At 69.8% G+C, this 19,181-nt stretch carries 17 protein-coding genes and 1 other RNA gene; 5 read left to right on the top strand and 13 right to left on the bottom strand.

Annotated elements, in window-relative coordinates; translation table 11 throughout:
- Positions 1 to 53: 53 nt before the first annotated feature.
- Both ACEN9V_RS00545 and ACEN9V_RS00540 read left to right on the top strand, forming a co-directional pair.
- Entirely contained in the window at positions 54 to 770 is a 717-nt protein-coding gene (locus tag ACEN9V_RS00545; protein WP_413601717.1) for a M50 family metallopeptidase, read from the top strand.
- Positions 771 to 991: 221 nt separating this feature from the next.
- Complete coding sequence (locus ACEN9V_RS00540) at positions 992 to 1,531, top strand: NUDIX hydrolase (RefSeq protein ID WP_413601716.1); 540 nt, start codon at positions 992 to 994, stop codon at positions 1,529 to 1,531.
- A gap of 18 nt (positions 1,532 to 1,549) precedes the next feature.
- Here the strand turns inward: ACEN9V_RS00540 and ACEN9V_RS00535 are convergent, their stop codons facing one another.
- A complete protein-coding gene (locus tag ACEN9V_RS00535; RefSeq protein WP_413601715.1) occupies positions 1,550 to 2,764 on the bottom strand; it encodes an amidohydrolase family protein in 1,215 nt (404 codons plus the stop codon).
- A 99-nt stretch (positions 2,765 to 2,863) separates the two neighbouring features.
- Between ACEN9V_RS00535 and ACEN9V_RS00530 the strand changes: the two genes are divergently transcribed.
- Together ACEN9V_RS00530 and ACEN9V_RS00525 are read left to right on the top strand one after the other, a co-directional pair.
- Positions 2,864 to 4,246, top strand: a complete 1,383-nt coding sequence (locus ACEN9V_RS00530; RefSeq protein WP_413601714.1) for an O-acetylhomoserine aminocarboxypropyltransferase/cysteine synthase family protein — start codon at positions 2,864 to 2,866, stop codon at positions 4,244 to 4,246.
- The gene (locus tag ACEN9V_RS00525) at positions 4,247 to 5,554 is read left to right on the top strand and encodes an LLM class flavin-dependent oxidoreductase (RefSeq protein ID WP_413601713.1); all 1,308 of its coding nucleotides are present in this window, start codon (positions 4,247 to 4,249) and stop codon (positions 5,552 to 5,554) included.
- 91 nt (positions 5,555 to 5,645) lie between these two features.
- On the opposite strand, the gene ACEN9V_RS00520 is transcribed toward ACEN9V_RS00525, so the two are convergent.
- The 12 genes from ACEN9V_RS00520 to ACEN9V_RS00465 form a co-directional block, all read right to left on the bottom strand.
- Positions 5,646 to 7,313 (bottom strand): APC family permease, encoded by a 1,668-nt coding sequence (locus ACEN9V_RS00520; protein ID WP_402728952.1) that lies wholly within the window; start codon positions 7,311 to 7,313, stop codon positions 5,646 to 5,648.
- A 126-nt stretch (positions 7,314 to 7,439) separates the two neighbouring features.
- Positions 7,440 to 8,243, bottom strand: a complete 804-nt coding sequence (locus ACEN9V_RS00515) for a hypothetical protein (RefSeq protein WP_413601712.1) — start codon at positions 8,241 to 8,243, stop codon at positions 7,440 to 7,442.
- Positions 8,244 to 8,360: 117 nt separating this feature from the next.
- Positions 8,361 to 8,738, bottom strand: a transfer-messenger RNA (tmRNA) gene (gene ssrA / locus ACEN9V_RS00510).
- A gap of 96 nt (positions 8,739 to 8,834) precedes the next feature.
- Positions 8,835 to 9,311 carry an SsrA-binding protein SmpB gene (smpB, locus tag ACEN9V_RS00505; RefSeq protein ID WP_144765472.1) on the bottom strand — a complete coding sequence of 159 codons (477 nt, stop codon included), beginning with the start codon at positions 9,309 to 9,311 and terminating at the stop codon, positions 8,835 to 8,837.
- A 116-nt stretch (positions 9,312 to 9,427) separates the two neighbouring features.
- The gene (gene ftsX, locus ACEN9V_RS00500) at positions 9,428 to 10,342 is read right to left on the bottom strand and encodes a permease-like cell division protein FtsX (protein WP_402728954.1); all 915 of its coding nucleotides are present in this window, start codon (positions 10,340 to 10,342) and stop codon (positions 9,428 to 9,430) included.
- Entirely contained in the window at positions 10,339 to 11,097 is a 759-nt protein-coding gene (ftsE, locus tag ACEN9V_RS00495) for a cell division ATP-binding protein FtsE (protein ID WP_413601711.1), read from the bottom strand. Before ftsE ends, ftsX begins: the two co-directional genes overlap by 4 nt.
- A gap of 61 nt (positions 11,098 to 11,158) precedes the next feature.
- The gene (gene prfB, locus ACEN9V_RS00490; protein WP_281264837.1) at positions 11,159 to 12,268 is read right to left on the bottom strand and encodes a peptide chain release factor 2; all 1,110 of its coding nucleotides are present in this window, start codon (positions 12,266 to 12,268) and stop codon (positions 11,159 to 11,161) included.
- Positions 12,269 to 12,421: 153 nt separating this feature from the next.
- Complete coding sequence (locus ACEN9V_RS00485) at positions 12,422 to 12,784, bottom strand: hypothetical protein (RefSeq protein WP_413601710.1); 363 nt, start codon at positions 12,782 to 12,784, stop codon at positions 12,422 to 12,424.
- 9 nt (positions 12,785 to 12,793) lie between these two features.
- The gene (locus ACEN9V_RS00480) at positions 12,794 to 13,801 is read right to left on the bottom strand and encodes an alpha/beta hydrolase (protein WP_413601709.1); all 1,008 of its coding nucleotides are present in this window, start codon (positions 13,799 to 13,801) and stop codon (positions 12,794 to 12,796) included.
- Positions 13,802 to 13,979: 178 nt separating this feature from the next.
- A complete protein-coding gene (locus ACEN9V_RS00475) occupies positions 13,980 to 15,143 on the bottom strand; it encodes an MFS transporter (RefSeq protein ID WP_413601708.1) in 1,164 nt (387 codons plus the stop codon).
- A 182-nt stretch (positions 15,144 to 15,325) separates the two neighbouring features.
- Complete coding sequence (locus ACEN9V_RS00470) at positions 15,326 to 15,754, bottom strand: 2'-5' RNA ligase family protein (protein WP_413601707.1); 429 nt, start codon at positions 15,752 to 15,754, stop codon at positions 15,326 to 15,328.
- A 45-nt stretch (positions 15,755 to 15,799) separates the two neighbouring features.
- Positions 15,800 to 16,963, bottom strand: coding sequence for a cysteine desulfurase family protein (locus tag ACEN9V_RS00465; RefSeq protein WP_413601706.1), 1,164 nt, complete (start codon positions 16,961 to 16,963; stop codon positions 15,800 to 15,802).
- 59 nt (positions 16,964 to 17,022) lie between these two features.
- Here ACEN9V_RS00465 and ACEN9V_RS00460 point away from each other — a divergent pair, with 59 nt between their 5' ends.
- Positions 17,023 to 19,050 (top strand): glycogen debranching protein, encoded by a 2,028-nt coding sequence (locus ACEN9V_RS00460; protein WP_413601705.1) that lies wholly within the window; start codon positions 17,023 to 17,025, stop codon positions 19,048 to 19,050.
- The last annotated feature ends 131 nt before the right edge of the window (positions 19,051 to 19,181 follow it).

Genomic DNA, 19,181 nt, shown 5'->3' with positions numbered 1-19,181 from the left:
TCGTGCTGCTGCCCTCGGTGCCCTCCTAGGCTGCTCTGCCACAGTGGCGGCTGATGTCCACCGCTTCCTCCGCGTCCCTCGTCTTCGTCGCGATCCTCGTCGGCGCCGTGCTCCCGTTCGTCCCCGTCGTCGGGCAGGTGGCACGGATCGCCGCGACGATCGCGCACGAGGTCGGTCACTGCGTCGTGGTCGTCCCGTTCGGCGGCCGGATCCGCCGGATCGACCTCCGCCCGGACGGGTCGGGTGAGGCCTGGGTGCAGCTCGGCGGTGTCCCCGGCGCGGTGCGCTGGCTGGTGCGGATCCTCAACCTCTACGCCGGGTACAGCGCGCCGCTCTGGGCCGGTGCGCTGTTGCTGACCGGGGTGCTGCACGGGTCGCGGTGGCTCCCGGTCGTCGTGCTCGGGGTGATCGGGCTCATCGCGCTCGTGTTCGTCCGGAACTGGTTCGGGCTGCTCGTGGTGATCGGCTTCGACGTCCTGGCGCTGTGGGTCGCCCTCCGCCCGTCCGAGCTCACCGTGCTGGTCGTCGCGGCCGTCGGTGCACTGTTCGTGGTGGACGGTCTGCGCTCGGTCGTGCAGGTCGCCCGCTGGCTCCTCACCGGCGCCCGTGTCCAGACCGACTTCCACATCGCGGCGGCCGAGATGCGCCTGCCGGCCGGAGTGTGGTTCGTGCTGTTCGTGCTCGTCAACGGCGCGGCGGTGTGGCTTGCGCGGGGCCCCTTGCTCGAGGTCTGGGACACGATCGTCACCGGCGTCCGCGCGCTCGTCTAGCGCTGGCCCGCGCCGCGCTGCCCTGCGCGGCCCCGCCCCGCCCGCCCCGCGCTGCCGACTCGGAACGACACGCTCGCTGTCGTACGACATCGACTCTGTCGCTCGCACGCGGCTGCAACCGTTGCGCGCGCGGGGCGACGACGGAACCGCTGTCGTACGACAACGGCGTTGTCGTCCGTTGCGAGCGCAACCACCCGCGCACGCCTGCCACGATGGACACCATGTACGCAGCCGACGTCGCCCGCGCCCTCGCCGAAGCGCCCGCGAGCACCCTCCGCGACCGGTACCTCGCGTTCGTCGAGCGGCACGGGGACGCAGCGCTGTGGCGTGCGGGAGGCCCCGAGCACCTCACGGCGTCCTGCTTCGTGTTCTCGCCGGACCTGACGCACGTGCTGCTCTGCCTCCACCGCAAGGGTGCCTTCTGGGTGCAGTTCGGCGGGCACCTCGAACCGGGCGACACATCGCTCGTCGACGCCGCCCGCCGCGAAGCCCGAGAGGAGTCCGGCATCGCCACGCTCGAACTCGCCGCCACGCGCGTCATCGACCTCGACCGGCACGATCTGCACGGCGGGTTCTCGTGCGCCGCGCACTGGGACGTCGGCTTCGTCGCGACCGTCCCCTGCGACACCGACACGACGGTCAGCGACGAGAGCGACGACGTCCGGTGGTTCCCGGTCGACGCCCTTCCCGAATCACTGCCCGACGGCTTCGCCCGCCGCCTCCACGCCGTCCTGTCGACGGTCAGGGACGAGGTCCACTGACGCGGAGCGGACCTGCCCTCACTCCCAGGGGTGTCGCGCCAGGTCGGCGGGGTCGACCACCATGCCACCGGCGACGACGAGCGACCGCGGCGCCCGACGGACGAGCGCGTCCATCGAGTTCTCCGCGTCGACGAGCACGACGTCCGCGCGGGCACCCGCCACCAGGTCGTGCTCCTCGTCGGTGACGAACCGGGCGCCGTCCCGCGTGGCGAGCTCCACCACCCGCGTGATGTCCTCGTCACGCGAGTACCCGCCGCCGCGGGCGTACTGCCAGGCGATGCCGAGCAGGTCGCCGTCGCCGTAGGGGCTCCAGAGGTCGCGGATGCCGTCCGTGCCGAGCCCGAACCGCACCCCGGCGTCGTCGAACTCGTGCAGGGGCAGCTGCCGCATCCGAACGGGCGCGACGGTCGTCATCGTCACCCCGAGCCCTGCCATCCGAGCGAGCAGGTCGCGCCGCCGGACCGGCTCGAGGTCCACGATCGCGAAGCCGTGCGCGATGTTGACCTTCCCCGGGGCGATGCCGAGCCGCTCCACCCGGTCGAGCACCAGGTCGAACGAGAACGCACCGAGGTCCGCCGGCTCGTGCAGGTGGATGTCGATCCCGCACCCGTACTCGGCGGCGATGTCGAACAGTCCGTCGAGCTGCCCGACCGGGTCGCGGTCGATGAGGGACGGATCGAGTCCCCCGATGTGCTCCACGCCGTCCGCCGCAGCCTGGCGCAGCAGGTCGAGCACGCCGGGTCGACGCAGCACGCCGTCCTGCGGGAACGCGACGATCGACAGTTCGATCGCCCCGTCGAGTTCGGCCGCTGCCTCCCGCACGGCGTCGATGCCGCGCAGGCCCAGGCCGAGGTCGACGTCCACGTGCGTCCGGACCCGCGTCGTCCCGGTGCGGAGGTACTCCTGCAGCACCCGTTTCGCGATGCCGACGCTCGGGATACCGAGGTCGTCACGGCGTGCGCGCTCGTGCGCGATCCGCCCCTCGGTCGTCGGCTCCCCGCCGAACGACTCCCACGGGTGGCCCCACCAGCTCTTGTCCGCGTGCGCGTGGCTGTTCACCAGGCCGGGCAGCGCGAGCACGCCACGCCCTTCGACGATCCGCGCACCCTCCGCCGACGCCGTGCCGCTCGGGACCACCGAGTCGATGCGCGACCCCCTGACCACGATGTCCGAGGACGCACCTCCCCACGGCCGCACGTCTCGGATGACCAGGTCCACGTCGTCGTTCGCCACGCCCTCATGCTGCCACAGCGGATGTAACGGAGCGCCGCAATGGAGTATCCGCGAAGCGAAGCCTGCGAGAGTACGTGACAACCCACACGGAGGTGCCACATGTCGAACGACGACCACGGATTCGCGACCGAGCAAGTGCACGGCGGGTTCGTCCCCGACGCCGCACACGGTGCGAGGGTTCCCGCGATCCACATGTCGTCCGGCTTCCTCTTCGACGACTTCGAGCAGGCCCGTGACCGCTTCGCCGGCACCGACGACGGGTACACGTACACCCGACTCGGCAACCCGACGAACGCCGACGTCGAGCGGCGGATCGCGTTGCTCGAGCGCGGCACCGAGTCGATCCTCGTGTCGAGCGGCCAGGCGGCGGCGACGGTGGCGTTCCTCGGACTGCTGCAGGCCGGCGACCACGTCGTCAGCGCCCGGAGCATCTACGAGGGGACGCGCGGCCTGCTGCTGCAGAACCTCGGCCGGCTCGGCATCGAGGTCGACTTCGTCGCCGATGCACGCGACCTGGACGCGTGGGCGGCGGCGGTCCGCCCGAACACCAAGGCGTTCTTCGCGGAGACCATCCCGAACCCGAAGAACGACGTGCTCGACATCACGGGCGTCGCGGACACCGCGCACCGGGCGGGCGTCCCGCTCATCGTCGACAACACCCTCGCGACGCCGTACCTGGTCCGGCCGATCGACTTCGGCGCCGACATCGTCATCCACTCGGCGTCGAAGTTCCTCAGCGGCCACGGCTCCGGCCTCGGCGGCGTGGTCGTCGACGGTGGCACGTTCGACTGGTCCGCCTCGCCGGAACGCTGGACGCACCTGACGACCCCGGAGCGCGCGCTCGGCGGCCAGAGCTACGTGGAGAAGTACGGCAACCGCGCGTACGTCGTCTTCGCACGCGACGTGATCAGCTCCCGCATCGGCCCGACGCCGTCGCCGTTCAACGCCTTCCTGCTCCGACAGGGCATCGAGACCCTGAGCCTGCGCGTGGAGCGGCACAGCGCGAACGCGCTGGCCGTCGCGGAATGGCTGGACCAGCAGGCGGAGGTGACGAGCGTCGACCACGCGGGCCTTGCCTCCAGTCCGTTCCACGACCTGGCGGAGCGGTACCTGCCCCGAGGAGCCGGGTCGGTGTTCGCGTTCACGCTCGCCGGCGGCGAGCCGGCCGCGCGCACCTTCATCGACGCGGTGCAGCTGTTCAGCCGGATGACCCACCTCGGCGACGTCCGCTCGCTCGTCCTGCACCCGGCCACGACGACGCACGCCGGTCGGACGCCGGAGGAACGTGCGGCGCAGGGTATCGACGACGGACTGATCCGGCTGTCGATCGGCATCGAGGACGTCGCCGACCTGATCCGCGACCTCGAGCGCGGCTTCGCCGCCCTGCGGGCCGGACGGGAGGCTCGGCGCGGCTTCGACACGGAGCTCGCCTCCCTGGAACACTCGGTCCCAGGGCGGCACGTGATCGCCGAGGAGCTCTAGATGGCGGACCTGCAACACTTCGGGTACTTCTTCTCGCGCGGGTTCGGCCCGCAGGCATGGGGCCGGTCCGACTGGGACTGGGGCCACGACTGGACGAAGCCCGACCTGTACCAGCAGTCCGTCCGGGCCCTCGAGCAGGCGGGGATGGACCTGGTGATCGCGGAGGACGCGATCTCGCTCGGGAACCCGTCGACGCTCGACCTCCGCATCCGCCAGGCCTACGGCGGCCCGAAGCACGACCCGCTGCTGCTCGCGCCGTACCTCTTCGCCGCGACGAGCCACATCGGCATCGCACCGACGGTGAACGCCGGGATCACCCCGCCGTACCTCGCCGCACGACAGTTCGCCACGCTCGCGCACCTGTCGTCCGAGCGCCTCGGGATCAACGTCGTCACGGACGTCGGCAGCGCCCGGCACGCGGGACTCCCACCGCTCCCCCACGACCAGGCGTACGACCGAGCCGAGGAGTGGATCACCCTGCTCCGCCGGTTCTGGCGTTCGTGGGGGTCGGACGGGTACGTCGGATCGCGTCCGGACTGGCACTTCGCCGACGGGTCCGAACTCGACGCGTTCCACCACGAGGGCGCGTACTTCACCGCCGACGGACCGCTCAACGCGCTGCCGCTCGACTCCGACCCGATCGTGGTCTCCCCCGGTGGTTCCGGACGGGGGCTCGGCTTCGCGGGCACGCACTCGGACGTGCAGCTCGCGCTCGCGCCGCTGTCCGCATCGGCCGTGTCGGACTACCGCGCCCGGGTGATCGCCGCCGCGCTCGAGGCCGGCCGCACCGCCGGCGACCTGCGCATCCTGTTCGTCCTCAAGCCCGAGATCACGGTCTCGGCAGCAGAGGCCGACCGGATCGTCGATGCATCGCGGCACCCCTCGGACGATGACCTCCGAACGGCCGCGATCGCGTGGTCGAGCGACTCCGAGACGGACCTGCTCGCGCTCCACCTGGACGCGCCGATCCCCGAGGGCACCTTCGGGGACCACGTCTCCGCGGGGACGATCCGCGGGCTGCTCGGTGACACCCCGGACGCTCCGCTCCGCGAGCTCCTGACCCGGAAGGCCAGGAAGGGTCGGGTCTCGGAGCGCGCCGGTTTCGTCGGCACCGCTGACGAGTTCGCGGACTTCATCGAGGAGCTCGGGTCCGACGCGGACAACGACGGCATCATCTTCTCCGGCGACCTGCACCCGGCGCAGGTGTACCGGATGTTCGGCGACCTGGTGCCGGTCCTCCGGCAGCGCGGGCTGCTGCGGCGGGAGTACGGAGCCGGCGGGATCCGGGGGAACCTGTTCGACTTCTAGTCGCGTCACGCAACGGACGGGAGGCTCGTGGCGGCGCCGCCACGAGCCTCCTGTCCGTCTGCTGGTCGCCTGACGACCGCCGGAACCGTCGTCAGTGGTGGACGGGTTCGACCACGGACGACTCCTCGGTGTCGCGGACGTCCTCGGCGGTCCGGAGGATCTCCTCACGCGGCGACGCCGAGTTGATCGCCCAGTAGTAGATCACCAGCGAGAACACCGCGACCACGACGATGTCGATCCACAGCGGGAACACCGGGTGCGTCAGCGGGCCGAAGTCGCTGAGGAACACGATGAGCCCCATCCCGATCAGGTACGGCAGCAGCCACTGCGCCGCCTTCCAGTCCCAGCGCGGCCGGACGCTCGACGCCCCGCGGAACACGTTGTTCAGGATGATCACCACGGCGCCGATGAGGATCGCGACGCCGAGCTTCCAGTCGGTGTCCCACCCGGTCCAGAGGATGATGAGGTTCGCGACGATGAACGCGATCGGCGACAGGACCGTCGCCGCCGGCATCCGGTACGGCCGCTCGATCTCCGGGATGCGCTTGCGGAACGCGCCGAGCGCGAGCGGCGCCCCCGCGTACATCAGGACGGACGCACTCGTGATGAGACTGACGAGGCCCTGCCACGACGGGAACGGCGCGAAGCACGCACACCCGACGACGAACGCCACGATGAGGCCGACCCACGGCACGCCCTGCTTCGTCGTCCACTCGAACGCCTTCGGGAAGTAGCCGTTGCGGCTGAGCCCGTAAGAGATGCGGGACGTGGCCGTGACGTAGATGAGCCCCGTCCCGGCCGGAGAGATGATCGCGTCGATGAAGATGACCACGGCCAACCAGGTGATGCCAGCCGCCATCGCGATGTCCGCGAACGGACCGGTGTACTTCGTGAAGTCCGCGGTCGCCCACGAGCCCTGGATCGCGTCGGAGCGCAGCACGCCGAGGAACACGATCTGCAGGAGCAGGTAGATCACGAGCCCGATGAGCACCGACCCGATGACGGCGCGCGGGATGTCGCGCTTCGGGTTCTTCGCCTCGCCCGCGAGCTGGTCCGCCTGCTCGAAGCCGAGGAACGCGAAGATGATGCCCGACGTCGACACCGCCGCGAGGATGCCCTTCGCACCCTCTGGCATGAACCCGTTGGCCGCGGTGAAGTTCGAGCCGTGGAAGCCGCTGAACGCCAGCACGATGATGACGAGCAGGGGGATCGCGACCTTCCACCAGGTCGCAGCGGAGTTCGTGTTCGCGAGGATCCGGACGCTCAGCATGTTGATCACGGTGACGACGGCCATCAGGACGATCGCGACCGCTATGCCCGCACCGGTGAGCAGCTGCTGGGTCTCGCCGTCGATCGTGGTCGTGTGCAACCACGGGTGGGCGAACTGCCAGTGCTGGGCGTACTTGATCATCGCCTCGACCTCGATCGGGGCGACGGTCACGGACTGCAGCCACGAGAACCAGCCGAACGATGCACCGGCGACGCCACCGAACGCGATGTGGGGGAACCGCGCTGTTCCACCCGCGATCGGGAACATGCCGCCGAGTTCGGCGTGCACGAGTGCGAGGACGAGGATCGCGACGCCGCCGATGAGCCACGAGATGATCGCTGCGGGACCGGCGGTCTTCAGTGCTTCCTGCGAGCCGAAGAGCCACCCGGATCCGATGATCGAACCGGTCGAGGCCCAGATGAGGCCGATGAAGCCGACGTTGCGCTTGAGCCCTGAGTCGGGCAGCGCCTGTGCTGTCGATGTTGCCACTGTTGCTCCTGTCGAGATGACCACGTCCCCTCTGCAGGGGACGTGGTCATCGACTCTGGCACTTGGTGGCGATCTCGGACGATTTGTTAACGAGGTGGAAACAAATGCCCTGTATAAGCACTCAGACTACTTCTTCTTCGCCTTCTTCTTCGTCTTCTTGTCGTCCTTGTCCTTGGACTTCTTCTTCGACTTCTTCTTGTCGCCCTTGTCCTTGTCCTTGGACTTGTCCTTGTCCTTGTCCTTGTCCTTGTCCTTGGACTTCTGCTTCGCCTGCTTCCCGTCGGCGGTGCCGAGCTCGTCCCGCTTCGGTGTCGACGGCTCCTCCGGCGCTTCGATCCCGTCCACGGGCTCGACGACGACCGCGGCACCGGTGTCGGCGAGGACGTCGACGGGCTGCTCGGTGAGCTCCGACGCCAACGCGTCCTCGACCCGCTCGACGGTGATCTCGGCAGCCTCCTCGGCGAGCCGGACGAGCGCGGACGCCGCTCGGAGGCGCGTCGTGCTCTTCCGGGCGAGCACATCGGCGCGTGCCCCTTCGAGGAACGCACGGAGGGACCGCTCGGCGACCGACCGACCACGGGGCGCGGACCGATCGAGGCGGTCGAGCTCGCCGGCGACACCGGAGACGTCGTCCTCGACGTGCTCGTACCGCACCGACTCGATGAGGGCAGCCACGGTCGCGGCGGCCCGCTCGACGGCGGCGCTGCGCTGGTCGAGGACCACGAGCATCTCGAACGTCGACCCGTACGACACGGTCTCGAGGCGGACCGGCTCGGCACCGCGGCCGCGGATCACCAGGCGGGCGTCGGGGGTGGGCAGCCAGGCCGTGAGTGCCGCGACGGTCGCGACGGACCCCACGATGCGCTCGTACTCGGCCAGGCCGACTCGTTCCTGCTCTCGCAGCCGGACACGGATCGCGATCTCCTGCACGACGGGACCTTCCACTCACCGGCGCTGGCGTGTTCCTGCGCCTGGTGCGGAGCGTAGTCCTGCCGGGTGAACCGGAAGAGTGACCACGGTGTGACAGCGGCTGCGTCGCTTCGGCGTTGGTGGAGATGGGGGGAATCGAACCCCCGTCCATCGCTGCAATTCGACGTCTTCTACGGGCGTATCCGGATGATTCGTTCTGCTCGGCCCCGTCCTTTGCTACCGGCTTCTAGGACGACGGGCCCAGTCTCAGTGCAAGTCCCGCACGGCCCTGAGGCGCAACCGTGCAGCAAGTCCCCTGGATGACGCCGGAACTCAGGTTAGGAGACGATCACCTGGCCGACGGACTTCATGTGCTGGGCTGCTTACGCAGCGAGAGCGAAGTCAGTGCGCTTGGAATTGGCACTTGTTGTTTTCCACGGATCGTTAACGAGATAACCGTGGGTCCTCGGCCCGCTTCCCGTCGGCACACAGGCGATGTCGAAACCGATCATCCCCATGGGGGCCGAGCAGCGAGCCGCTGTCACACTGTGGAGTTCTGAATGCCCGCTCTCGCAGGCAGCTGTTCAGTCTACCGAGGAACGGCTCTCGCCGCTACTCTCCGAGGCGGTTCCGGCTTCGCATGGCCCGTTCGGCCTCACGCTTGTCCGTCTTCTCGCGCAGGGCCTGGCGCTTGTCGAACTCGCGCTTGCCCTTCGCGACCGCGATCTCGACCTTGGCACGACCGTCGTGGAAGTAGATCTGCAGCGGGACGAGCGTGTAGCCGCCCTGCTGGGTCTTGTGCGAGATCTTCACGATCTCCTGCTTGTGGAGCAGCAGCTTCCGCTTGCGCCGTGGGGCGTGGTTGTTCCACGTCCCCTCGGTGTACTCGGGGATGTGCACGGCGTCGAGCCACGCTTCTCCCCCGTCGACGAACGCGTACCCGTCCACGAGCGACGCACGCCCTTCGCGGAGCGACTTCACCTCGGTGCCCGAGAGCACCATGCCCGCTTCGTACGTGTCCTCGATCAGGTAGTCGTGGCGCGCGCGACGGTTGGTCGCCACGATCTTCTCGCCGCGTTCCTTCGCCATGCGCGTCTCCTCTCGAACGGTCGCTGCCGATGTGCAGCCCTACAGACTAGCGAACACCGGACGGGCGGCGCACCTTCCCGGCGCGCCGCCCGTCCGCACTGCTCCGCAGCGCCCGGCTAGACCTTGAGGTACCGGCGGATCGCGATGGATGCCGAGACCGCCGCCAGGACCACCCCGATGACGATCACCGCCGGCACGACGACCGCCGCGTCGCTCATCCCGATGAACGCGGTGCCGGAGAACCGCTTCGTCAGGTAGTTGCGGACGAAGAACCAGACCACCGCGGTGATCGCACCACCGGCCAGGACCGCCCCGATGGCTGCCGCGATCACCCCCTCGAGCACGAAGGGTGTCTGGATGAACCGGTTCGACGCGCCCACGAGTCGCATGATGCCGAGCTCTCGCCGTCGACTGAACGCCGACAACCGGATCGTCGTCGCGATCAGCAGCACGGCCGCGATGAGCATGAGCGCCGCGATGCCGATCGCCGTGTACGAGGACGCGTTCAACAGGTTGAAGATCGGTTGCAGGTAGCCGCGCTGGTCGACCACGCTCTGCACGCCAGCGACCTTCGACAGGCTCTCCTGCAGGACGTCGGCCTGCGACGGGTTCTTCAGGTTCACCCAGTACGTCTCGTTGAGGTACTCGGGCTTGACGAACTCCGTGGCGGGCGAGTCCTTGAACTGCTGCTTGAAGCGGTCGTACGCCTGCTGCTGGTCCTCGTAGTACGTCTTCTCGATGTACGGCGCGAGCGTCGAGCCCTTGAGCTGCTCCTCGACCTGCTTCCGCTGGTCGTCGGTCGCCTTGGCGCCGGTGCAGTTGCCGGTCGTGTCGGTGTCCGTGCAGAGGTACACCGCGACCTGGGCCCGGTCGTACCAGTACCCCTTCATCTGGTTGATCTGCATCTGGAGCAGGATCGCGGTGCCGACGAAGGTCAGCGAGATGAAGGTGACCAGGACGACCGAGACGACCATCGAGGCGTTCCGTCGGAGGCCGGAACCGACCTCGGACATGACGAGCCCGAGCCTCATCGGATGAGCCCCGGGATGGTCTGGATGCCGGTGGTGTTCGAGACGCCGGACTGCTGGATGGTCGGGAACGCCTGGGTCTGGTACCCGCCGGACTGCTCGTCACGGAGGACGGTGCCGCCGGACAGCTCGATCACCCGGCGCTGCATCTGGTTCACGATGCTGGCGTCGTGCGTCGCCATGAGCACGGTGGTGCCTCCCTGGTTGATGCGTTCGAGGAGCGCCATGATGCCCGCCGAGGTCGTCGGGTCGAGGTTGCCGGTCGGCTCGTCGGCGAGGAGCACGGACGGCTTGTTCACGACGGCGCGGGCGATGGCCACACGCTGCTGCTCACCACCGGAGAGCTCGTGCGGCATGCGGGTCGCCTTGCCGTTCAGCCCGACGAGCTTGAGCACGTCGGTGACGGCCTCGCTGATGAAGCCCTTGCTCTTGCCGATGACCTGCAGTGAGAACGCGACGTTGTCGAAGACGGTCTTGTTCGGCAGGAGTCGGAAGTCCTGGAAGACCACGCCGAGGTTCCGTCGGAAGTACGGCACCTTCCGCGAGGACAGGGCGCCGAGGCGTTGGCCGAGCACGTGGATCTGCCCGCGGGACGGCTTCTCCTCCTTGAGCACGAGGCGCAGGAAGCTGGACTTCCCGGAGCCGGACGCGCCGACGAGGAAGACGAACTCGCCCTTGAGGATCTCGAGGGTGATGTTGTCGAGCGCTGGACTCGGGTTGCCCGAGTACACCTTGGTGACCTGGTCGAATTTGATCATGACCGGATCAGGGTAGGTCGCCCCGCTTGGAAAACAAGCCAGGCGCGCGGCACGCTGGCGCTCAGGACTCCACGGATTGCTTCCGCCAGCGGATGCCGGCGTTGATGAACCCGTCCAGGTCGCCGTCGAACACCGCTGAGGGGTTGTTCACCTCGTGCTCGCTGCGGAGGTCCTTGACCATCTGGTACGGCGCCAGGACGTAGGAGCGGATCTGGTCGCCCCAGCTCGCCGTGATGTTGCCGGCGAGCTCCTTCTTCTTCGCGTTCTCCTCTTCCTTCTTCAGGAGGAGCAGGCGCGACTGCAGCACACGCATGGCCGCAGCACGGTTCTGGATCTGCGACTTCTCGTTCTGCATCGAGACCACGGTGCCGGTCGGGATGTGCGTCAGGCGCACCGCGGAGTCGGTCGTGTTGACCGACTGCCCACCAGGACCCGACGAGCGGAAGACGTCCACGCGGATGTCGTTCTCCGGGATGTCGATGACGGCGGTCTCCGGCATGAGCGGGATGACCTCGACGGCGGCGAAGGACGTCTGGCGCTTGCCGGCGGCACCGAACGGCGACATCCGGACCAGGCGGTGCGTGCCGGCTTCGACCGACAGCGTGCCGAAGGCGTGCGGGGCGTCCACCTCGAACGTGGCGGACTTGATCCCCGCTTCTTCGGCGTAGGACGTGTCCATCACGGTGGTCTTGTAGCCGTGCTGCTCGGCGTACCGCAGGTACATGCGCATGAGCATCTCGGCGAAGTCGGCCGCGTCGACGCCTCCGGCCCCGGCGCGGATCGTGATGACGGCGGGACGGTCGTCGTACTCGCCGTCGAGGAGCGTCTGCACCTCGAGGTCGCCCATGGTCTTGGTGATCGCCTTGAGCTCGGCGGCGGCCTCGTCGGCGGACTCCTGGTCGTCGGCCTCGTTCGCCATCTCGACGAGCACCTCGAGGTCGTCGATGCGCCGCTCGGTGTCGGTGATCTTCTTGAGCTCCGACTGCCGGTGCGAGAGCGCACTCGTCACCTGCTGCGCGTGCTCGACGTCGTCCCAGAGGTCCTGTGCCCCCGCCTGCTCGCTGAGATCGGCGATGTCACGCTCCAGGCGGTCGACGTCGACCACCGAGCGGATGTTGCCGAAGGTCTCTCGGAGTGCGGAGAGCTGCTCGGTGAAGTCCAGTTCGACCATGGTCACCGATCCTACCGGCGCGCGTCCGACACGGCCGACCGTCCGGACAGGAGGCTCGGTGCGGGTCCGCCCCGCCGGTCCCGGTCCCCGCCCCGCCGGTCCCGGTCCCCGCCCCGCCGGTCCCGGTCGCCGCCCCGCCGGTCCCGGTCCCCGCTACGGCTTCTCGTCGACGAGGGCGACGAACCGGCTGCCGATGCCCTCGACCTCGCGCCGGGTGAGCCCCACCGTCGGGTCCGGTGCCTGGTACGGCGCGTGGTAGTCGCACATCAGGTAGTCCCAGTCCGGCCACCACTTCTTGGGCCGGGCGTCCTCCGCGTACCCGCAGACCACGCACTCGAGGCTGACCCAGACCTTCTTCTTCCCCGTGCGGTTCGCGCGCGACTGCACGAGCCAGGCGGGCGGATCCTGCTCGATCGCCTCGAGCTCGACTTCGCTCAGGCGTGCGGGGATCCCGTGATGGGCCGCCATCTCGAGGGGGATGTCGAGCCGGATGGCCGCTTCGCGTCGGGAGAGCATCCGACAAGACTAGGGCGCGATCGGAGACGGGGCGCCGAACAGTCGCGTCGTCCAGTCGGCGAGGGCTGCGGTCGCGGTCCTCGAGATCGCGGCGTCGGGCACCATGCTGGTGAAGCCGTGGAACGCCCCTGGCCAGACGTGCAACTCCGCGTCGACACCGGACGCCCAGAGGCGACTGGCGAAGGCGACGTCCTCGTCCCGGAACACCTCGGCGCTGCCGCAGTCGATGTAGGTCTTCGGGAGCGCGGAGAGGTCCGTGGCACGAGCCGGCGCGGCGTAGACGGACACGCCGGCCGTGGCACGGCGGTCCCCGAGGTACGCATCCCAGCCGAAGCGGGTCATCTGACGGTCCGCGACCCCGACGCCGTCGATCTGCATGGTGGACACGGTGTCGTCCCGATCGTCGAGCATCGGGGACACGAGGATCTGCGCCAGCAGCTCCGGCCCCTTCCGATCGCGTGCGAGGAGCGCCGTGCCCGCTGCGAGGCCGCCGCCGGCGCTCTGTCCCGCGATGACGATCCGCGCTGGGTCGATGCCGAGCTCGGCGGCGTGCTCGGCCACCCAGACCAGGCCGGCGTAGCAGTCCTCGACCGGGTAGGGGTCCGGGTGCTCGGGCGCGAGCCGGTAGTCGACGCTGACGAGGACGACGTCGTGGTCGAGGAGCCAGTCGTCGTAGCCGTCGAGGTTCCCGAGGTGATGGCCGAAGACCATGCCCCCGCCGTGGATGGTGTAGACGGCCGCGGTCGTCGTGCCGGAGCGCTCGATGCGGTCGATGATCGCGAGGTCGATCGGGTCGCCGAGGTGACCGGGAACCGTGACGTTCCGCCGTTGGTACCCGCGCGAGCGCAGGCGTTCGTCGAGGACGCGCTCGGGCACGTCGAGCTGCCGCATGTGGGGCAGCATCTCCTCGGTGATGGTGAAGGGGCCGCGGGCTTCGAGCGCGGTGAGGAACGTCGCGAGTTCGGCATCGAACGGCGGACGGACGACGGGGTCGGGCACAGGGGTTTGATCGAGCACGGGCGGACTCCTCCGATGAAGAAGTGGCGACTCCCGTGAGACGCGTGTGCGATCCGATCCGCCGGAGCAGAGCGGGTTTTTTCCCTCTACCGACGACAGTAGCGCACCGTCCGGGGACTGAGCACAACGGCGGACGCCGACGACGTCGTCTGGAGCATCGACACTCGTCTTCGGTGACTCAGCGGGACGTCGTCCTGCGCTCGACGTGTCGAACCGACAGCACTCCTGCGATCGAGATCGCCAGAGCGGCCATGGCCGCCGCGGCAGCGACGCCGCCCCCGCTCCCGACGATGAGCCCCGCAACGCTCGTCCCGAGTGCCGAACCTCCGACAGCAGCCACGACGACGAGGCCGTACGCGCTCGCGATGAACCGCGGCGGCACGACGACGTCGAGCGCGCCGGACAGGACGATCGCCACCGGGCTCGACAGCCCACCGACGACGAACACCAGGGCGGCCAGGAGAACGATCCGATCAGCAGCGATCACCAACGTCGCGTATCCGCCGGCGGTCAGGGCAAGAGCGGTGAGGAGCTGCGCCCGCCGGCTGCTCGGCACCGGTCGTGCACCGAAGAGCAGGGCACCGACGGCTTCTCCGAGTGCCAGGCAGGCCAACACCGGCCCTGCCAGTTCGCCCCTGCCCGCCGCCTCCACGACGGCCGGCACGATCACCGTCAACGATCCCGTCGCCACACTCACCAGACCACCGACCGAGACGATCCGAGCGAACGGCGCCGCACCGGCCAGCGAGAGGGACAAACCGGCAGGCGGTGTCGGCGTGGTCGTCCCCATCGACACTGCCAGCAGGGCGCCGGCGGCCCCGATGACCGCCGCGACGACCACGAAGTCCAGCTGCCGAGGCGCCGAGGCCACGAGCAGGCCCGCCACCACCGGTCCTGTCGCGAGTCCCGCTTGGAACGCGACCGAGAGCAGCGCGTAGGCACCAGACCGTTCCGCGGGCTCGGAGAAGGAACGCGGGATCGAAGCTCGAAGGGCTGCCGCCAGCGCCGGGAACGAGACCCCGGCTCCGGCGAGGAGCACCGACTGCGCAGTCGCCCCCGGCGATGCGGCCACCAAGAGCATGAAGCTGCTGCTGACGCCCGCTCCGATGCTCACGACCCAGCGGGCCGAGACGCGCGCCATCACCGCCCCCTGAACCGGGACGCCCACTGCGTTCGCCAGCCCGAAGGCGCCGGCAGCAACTGCCCCGGTGGCGAGGGAATCGCCGGGCGACAGGATCAGCGACAGCGGGATCATCCCCAGCGCGACGGCTGACAGGGCAACTGCTCCGACACCGATCACGAAGGGACGGTCAGCCAGCAGGCGTCGGTAGACGACGGTCATGTGGGCTCCACAAGGGGAGCCCACCCACCCGGGAGACACACTCCCCTTGCGTCGACGGAGTCGCCGACTGCGCCGATGGTAGGCACACGAAGCACGTCATGTCGACGTCTCGAGAGGCGATCTCGCCGCGGGACGACTCGCCGCCGCTGCCGGAGCGGAGCCCCGTACCTCCGGCTCGGCCGCTACGACCGGGCGGCGAGCTGGCAGTTCAGGAGGACGCGCGCCTGAGGACCGGCGAGGGACGCCACCGCGAGGTTCGTGATGCTGATCCGCCGGGCGCGTTCCGCTCCACACACGACCGTCGCGTGAGGCCGGTACCCCGTCCCCCAGAACTCGGCATGGTCGGTCCGGAATCCTGGCAGCGACTCGACCGATCCGGAAAAGGATCCGTGCAGTGTGTGGAAGACCGGGTGTTCGGCGAGCAGCACCGGGACGTCGCGGCGCGGGCCGAACATCGCGCGTGGTCCCAGGTCGGCGTCGAACGCCGACTGCCGGTCGGCGGCCTCGCGGACGATCGACGTCACGGCAGCGACCGCGGAGCCGTCGACGACGAAGTTCGGCAGGACGGTCACGTGCACGGGCCAGTTCGCGCGGTCGACAGATGCAGGCAAGCGCTCAGGCGTTCCCACGACGACCAGCCGTTCCATCCCGCCCCGTCACCGCCCCATCGACGGCGTCCGGGAGGCCATCCCCGCAGCACCTGCGCGCGCCACCGCGTCGGGCAGCGCCGCGAGGAACGCGTCGACGTCGGCATCGGTCGAGGTGTGTCCGAGCGTGATGCGGAGCGCACCGCGGGCCTCGTCCTCCGACAGCCCCATCGCGAGCAGCACGTGCGACGCCTCGGGGACGCCCGCTTGGCATGCCGACCCGGTCGACACGGCGACCCCTGCGGCGTCGAGCAGGAAGAGCAGCGAGTCGCCCTCGCAGCCCGGGAAGGTGAAGTGCGCGTTGCCCGGCAGTCGGTCGACGGGATCGCCGCGGAGCACTGCGGACGGCACTGCCTCGAGCACGCCGGCGATCAGGCGGTCACGGAGCACCCGGACGTCGGCGTGCGGTGCGGACGCGGCGACACCGAACGCGATCGCCGCCGGCGCGTCCTGCGTCCCGCTGCGGACCTGCCGCTGCTGCCCTCCACCGTGGATGAGCGGCTCGACGGTCGCGCTCCGCCCGAGGACGAGCGCGCCGATGCCGACGGGCCCGCCGATCTTGTGCGCGGAGACGCTCAGCGCGTCCAACCCGGACGCTCGGAAGGAGACGGGGACCTGCCCGTAGGCGGCGACGGCGTCGGAGTGCACGGGGACGCCGGCGGCGTGCGCCAGCGCGACGATCGAGGTGACCGGCTGGATCGTGCCGACCTCGTTGTTGGCCCAGAGGAACGTGACCAGGGCGACGTCGTCGGCGGAGGCGAGCCGTGCCTCCAGTCCGGCGAGATCGAGGCGACCGTCCGCGTCCAACGGGACCACGTCGACGACCGCTCCGTCGTGGCGTTCGAGCCAGTCGACCGTGTCGACGGTCGCGTGGTGCTCCCCCGCGGCGACCACGATGCGGGGCCGCGGCCGGTCCTGCTGCCTGGCCCAGTAGAGACCCTTGATCGCGAGGTTGATGCTCTCGGTCCCGCCCGAGGTGAAGACGACCTCCACGGGTTCGGCGTCGAGGGACGCTGCGACGCGCGCTCGTCCGTCCTCGAGCAGCATCTTGGCGCGCTGGCCGGCGCTGTGGATCGACGACGGGTTGCCGACGGTCGCGAGCGCGTCCGTGAAGGCGGCGAGCGCCTCCGGCAGGATCGGTGTCGTCGCAGCGTGGTCGAGGTAGACCGGCACGCAGGTACCCCCTTTTCGAGCGTTTTCAGGATACCCGCCGGTCCTCGTACCCTTGTCGGGTGCACGAGACCGCGATCGAGACACCCCAGGGGATCCTCCTGGGCCCCGACGGCACCGCGCGCTTCTGCATGCGGTCGGCATCGGCCACGTCGGCGACGCTCGTCGTCGACGGCCGCGGATCGGTTGCCCTGGAGCGGGTCGACGGCACCGACCTGTGGACCGGGAGCGTCGACGGGGTCCGAGTCGGTGACACGTACCACCTGCTCGTCGACGGGCCCGCGGGACCGCGGCACGAGTTCGACGGCACGCGGCCGCTGCTCGACCCGTACGCACGCGGCATCGTGCGGACCGACGGCGAGCGCCGCTGGTCGAGCGTCGTCGTGGACGGGTCCTTCGACTGGGGCGACGTCGGCAAGCCCGAGGTGCCGCTCGACCGCGTCGTCGTCTACGAGGCGAACGTCAGGACGCTGACGAGCGAGAACCACGCCGTGCCGGAGCACCTCCGCGGGACGTACGCCGGCGTCGCGCACGAGAGCACCATCGCGCACCTGCACCGCATCGGCGTGACGACGCTGGAGCTCCTCCCGGTGCAGGCGTTCGACACCGAGCACTGGCTGCAGGAGGCCGGCCGCGAGAACGCGTGGGGCTACAACACCCTCGGGTTCTTCGCGCCGCACGCGGGGTACGCCTCGGCCCCTGCGCGCGAGCAGGGCGCTGACGGGGTGCTCCGCGAGTTCAAGGGCATGGTCCGGCTCCTGCACGAGGCCGGCATCCAGGTCGTCCTGGACGTGGTCTACAACCACACCGCCGAAGAGGGGCTCGGCGGCCCGACATCGTCGCTCCGCGGCATCGACGGCGCGAACCGGTACCGCTGGGCCGACGACGACACGTACTACGACACCACCGGCTGCGGGAACACGCTCGACACCTCGGTGGAGGCCACCGCCGACCTCGTCGTCGACAGCTTGCGGTACTGGGCGCGCGAGATGCAGGTCGACGGGTTCCGCTTCGACCTGATGGCCGCCCTCGCCCGCGACGCCGACCACGCGTTCGATCCTGACCACCCCTTGCTGGACCGCATCCGTCACCACGAGGACCTGCAGGACGTGCTCGTCATCGCCGAGCCCTGGGACGTCGGGCCGGACGGCTGGCGGACGGGGCACTTCGGCGAGCGCGTGAGCGAGTGGAACGACGGGTTCCGGAACACCGTCCGGCAGTTCTGGCTGACCGACGTGGCGCAGGAGCGGCGCACGGGGGTGCCCGGTGCCGGGATCGGTCCGCTCGCAGGGGCCCTGACCGGTTCGCGGAGCCTCTTCGGCGTGCCACGGGGGCCCCTCGCCGGCATCAACTTCGTCACCGCGCACGACGGCTTCACGCTCCACGACCTGACGGCGTACGACCACAAGCACAACGCGGCGAACGGCGAGGACGACCGCGACGGGACGAACGACAACCGTTCGTTCAACCACGGGGTGGAGGGGCCGACCGAGGACCGCGGCGTCCGGGCAGCCAGAGGTCGTTCGATGCGGAACCTGCTCGGCACGCTCCTGCTCTCCGCCGGCGTGCCCATGCTGACCGCCGGTGACGAGCGGAGCCGCACGCAGCACGGCAACAACAACGCGTACGTGGTGTCCGACGACCTGACACCGGTGGACTGGTCGACGGACGAGGACGCCGAGTCGATGACCGAGACGGTCGCCGCGCTGACGGCGCTCCGTGCCGCCCACCCGGCGCTCCGACCGTCGCGGTACGGCGTCGACGGGCAGGTCACGCCGTCCGCGTCGCGGATGACGTGGTACGGCCCCGATGGCGGTCCGATGACCGGTGAGTGGTGGGACCAGCCGATCCATCGAGCGCTGCAGTACTTCGTCGAGTCGACGCCGGAGCACGAGCCGTACGACCGGGTGCTCGTCGTGGTGCACGGCAGCGGCCGGACACGCGACCTGACCCTGCCGGTTCGGGACGACGTGCTCGCCTACCGCCTGGCATGGTCGAGCGAGAAGCACCGTGACCACGACCGGCATCGTCCGGCGGGCACGGTCTTCACCGCGTACGGCCCGGGCATCCACGTGTTCGAGATCGTCTGACGCGCTGGCGCTCGCCGCTGGCCGCTGGCTGTCGCCCGCCCCGGGTGGTTGGTCGAATCGCGCGTAGGGGGTCGAATCGCGCGGAGGAAGTCGGAACTCCCGACCACCTACGCGCGATTCAGCTTTCCATC

Origin of the sequence: Curtobacterium sp. Curtsp57, from assembly GCF_047324335.1 — a bacterium.
Taxonomy (GTDB): domain Bacteria; phylum Actinomycetota; class Actinomycetes; order Actinomycetales; family Microbacteriaceae; genus Curtobacterium.
The sequence above is the reverse complement of the archived record's forward strand: the minus strand, read 5'-3'. Positions and strand labels throughout refer to the sequence as shown.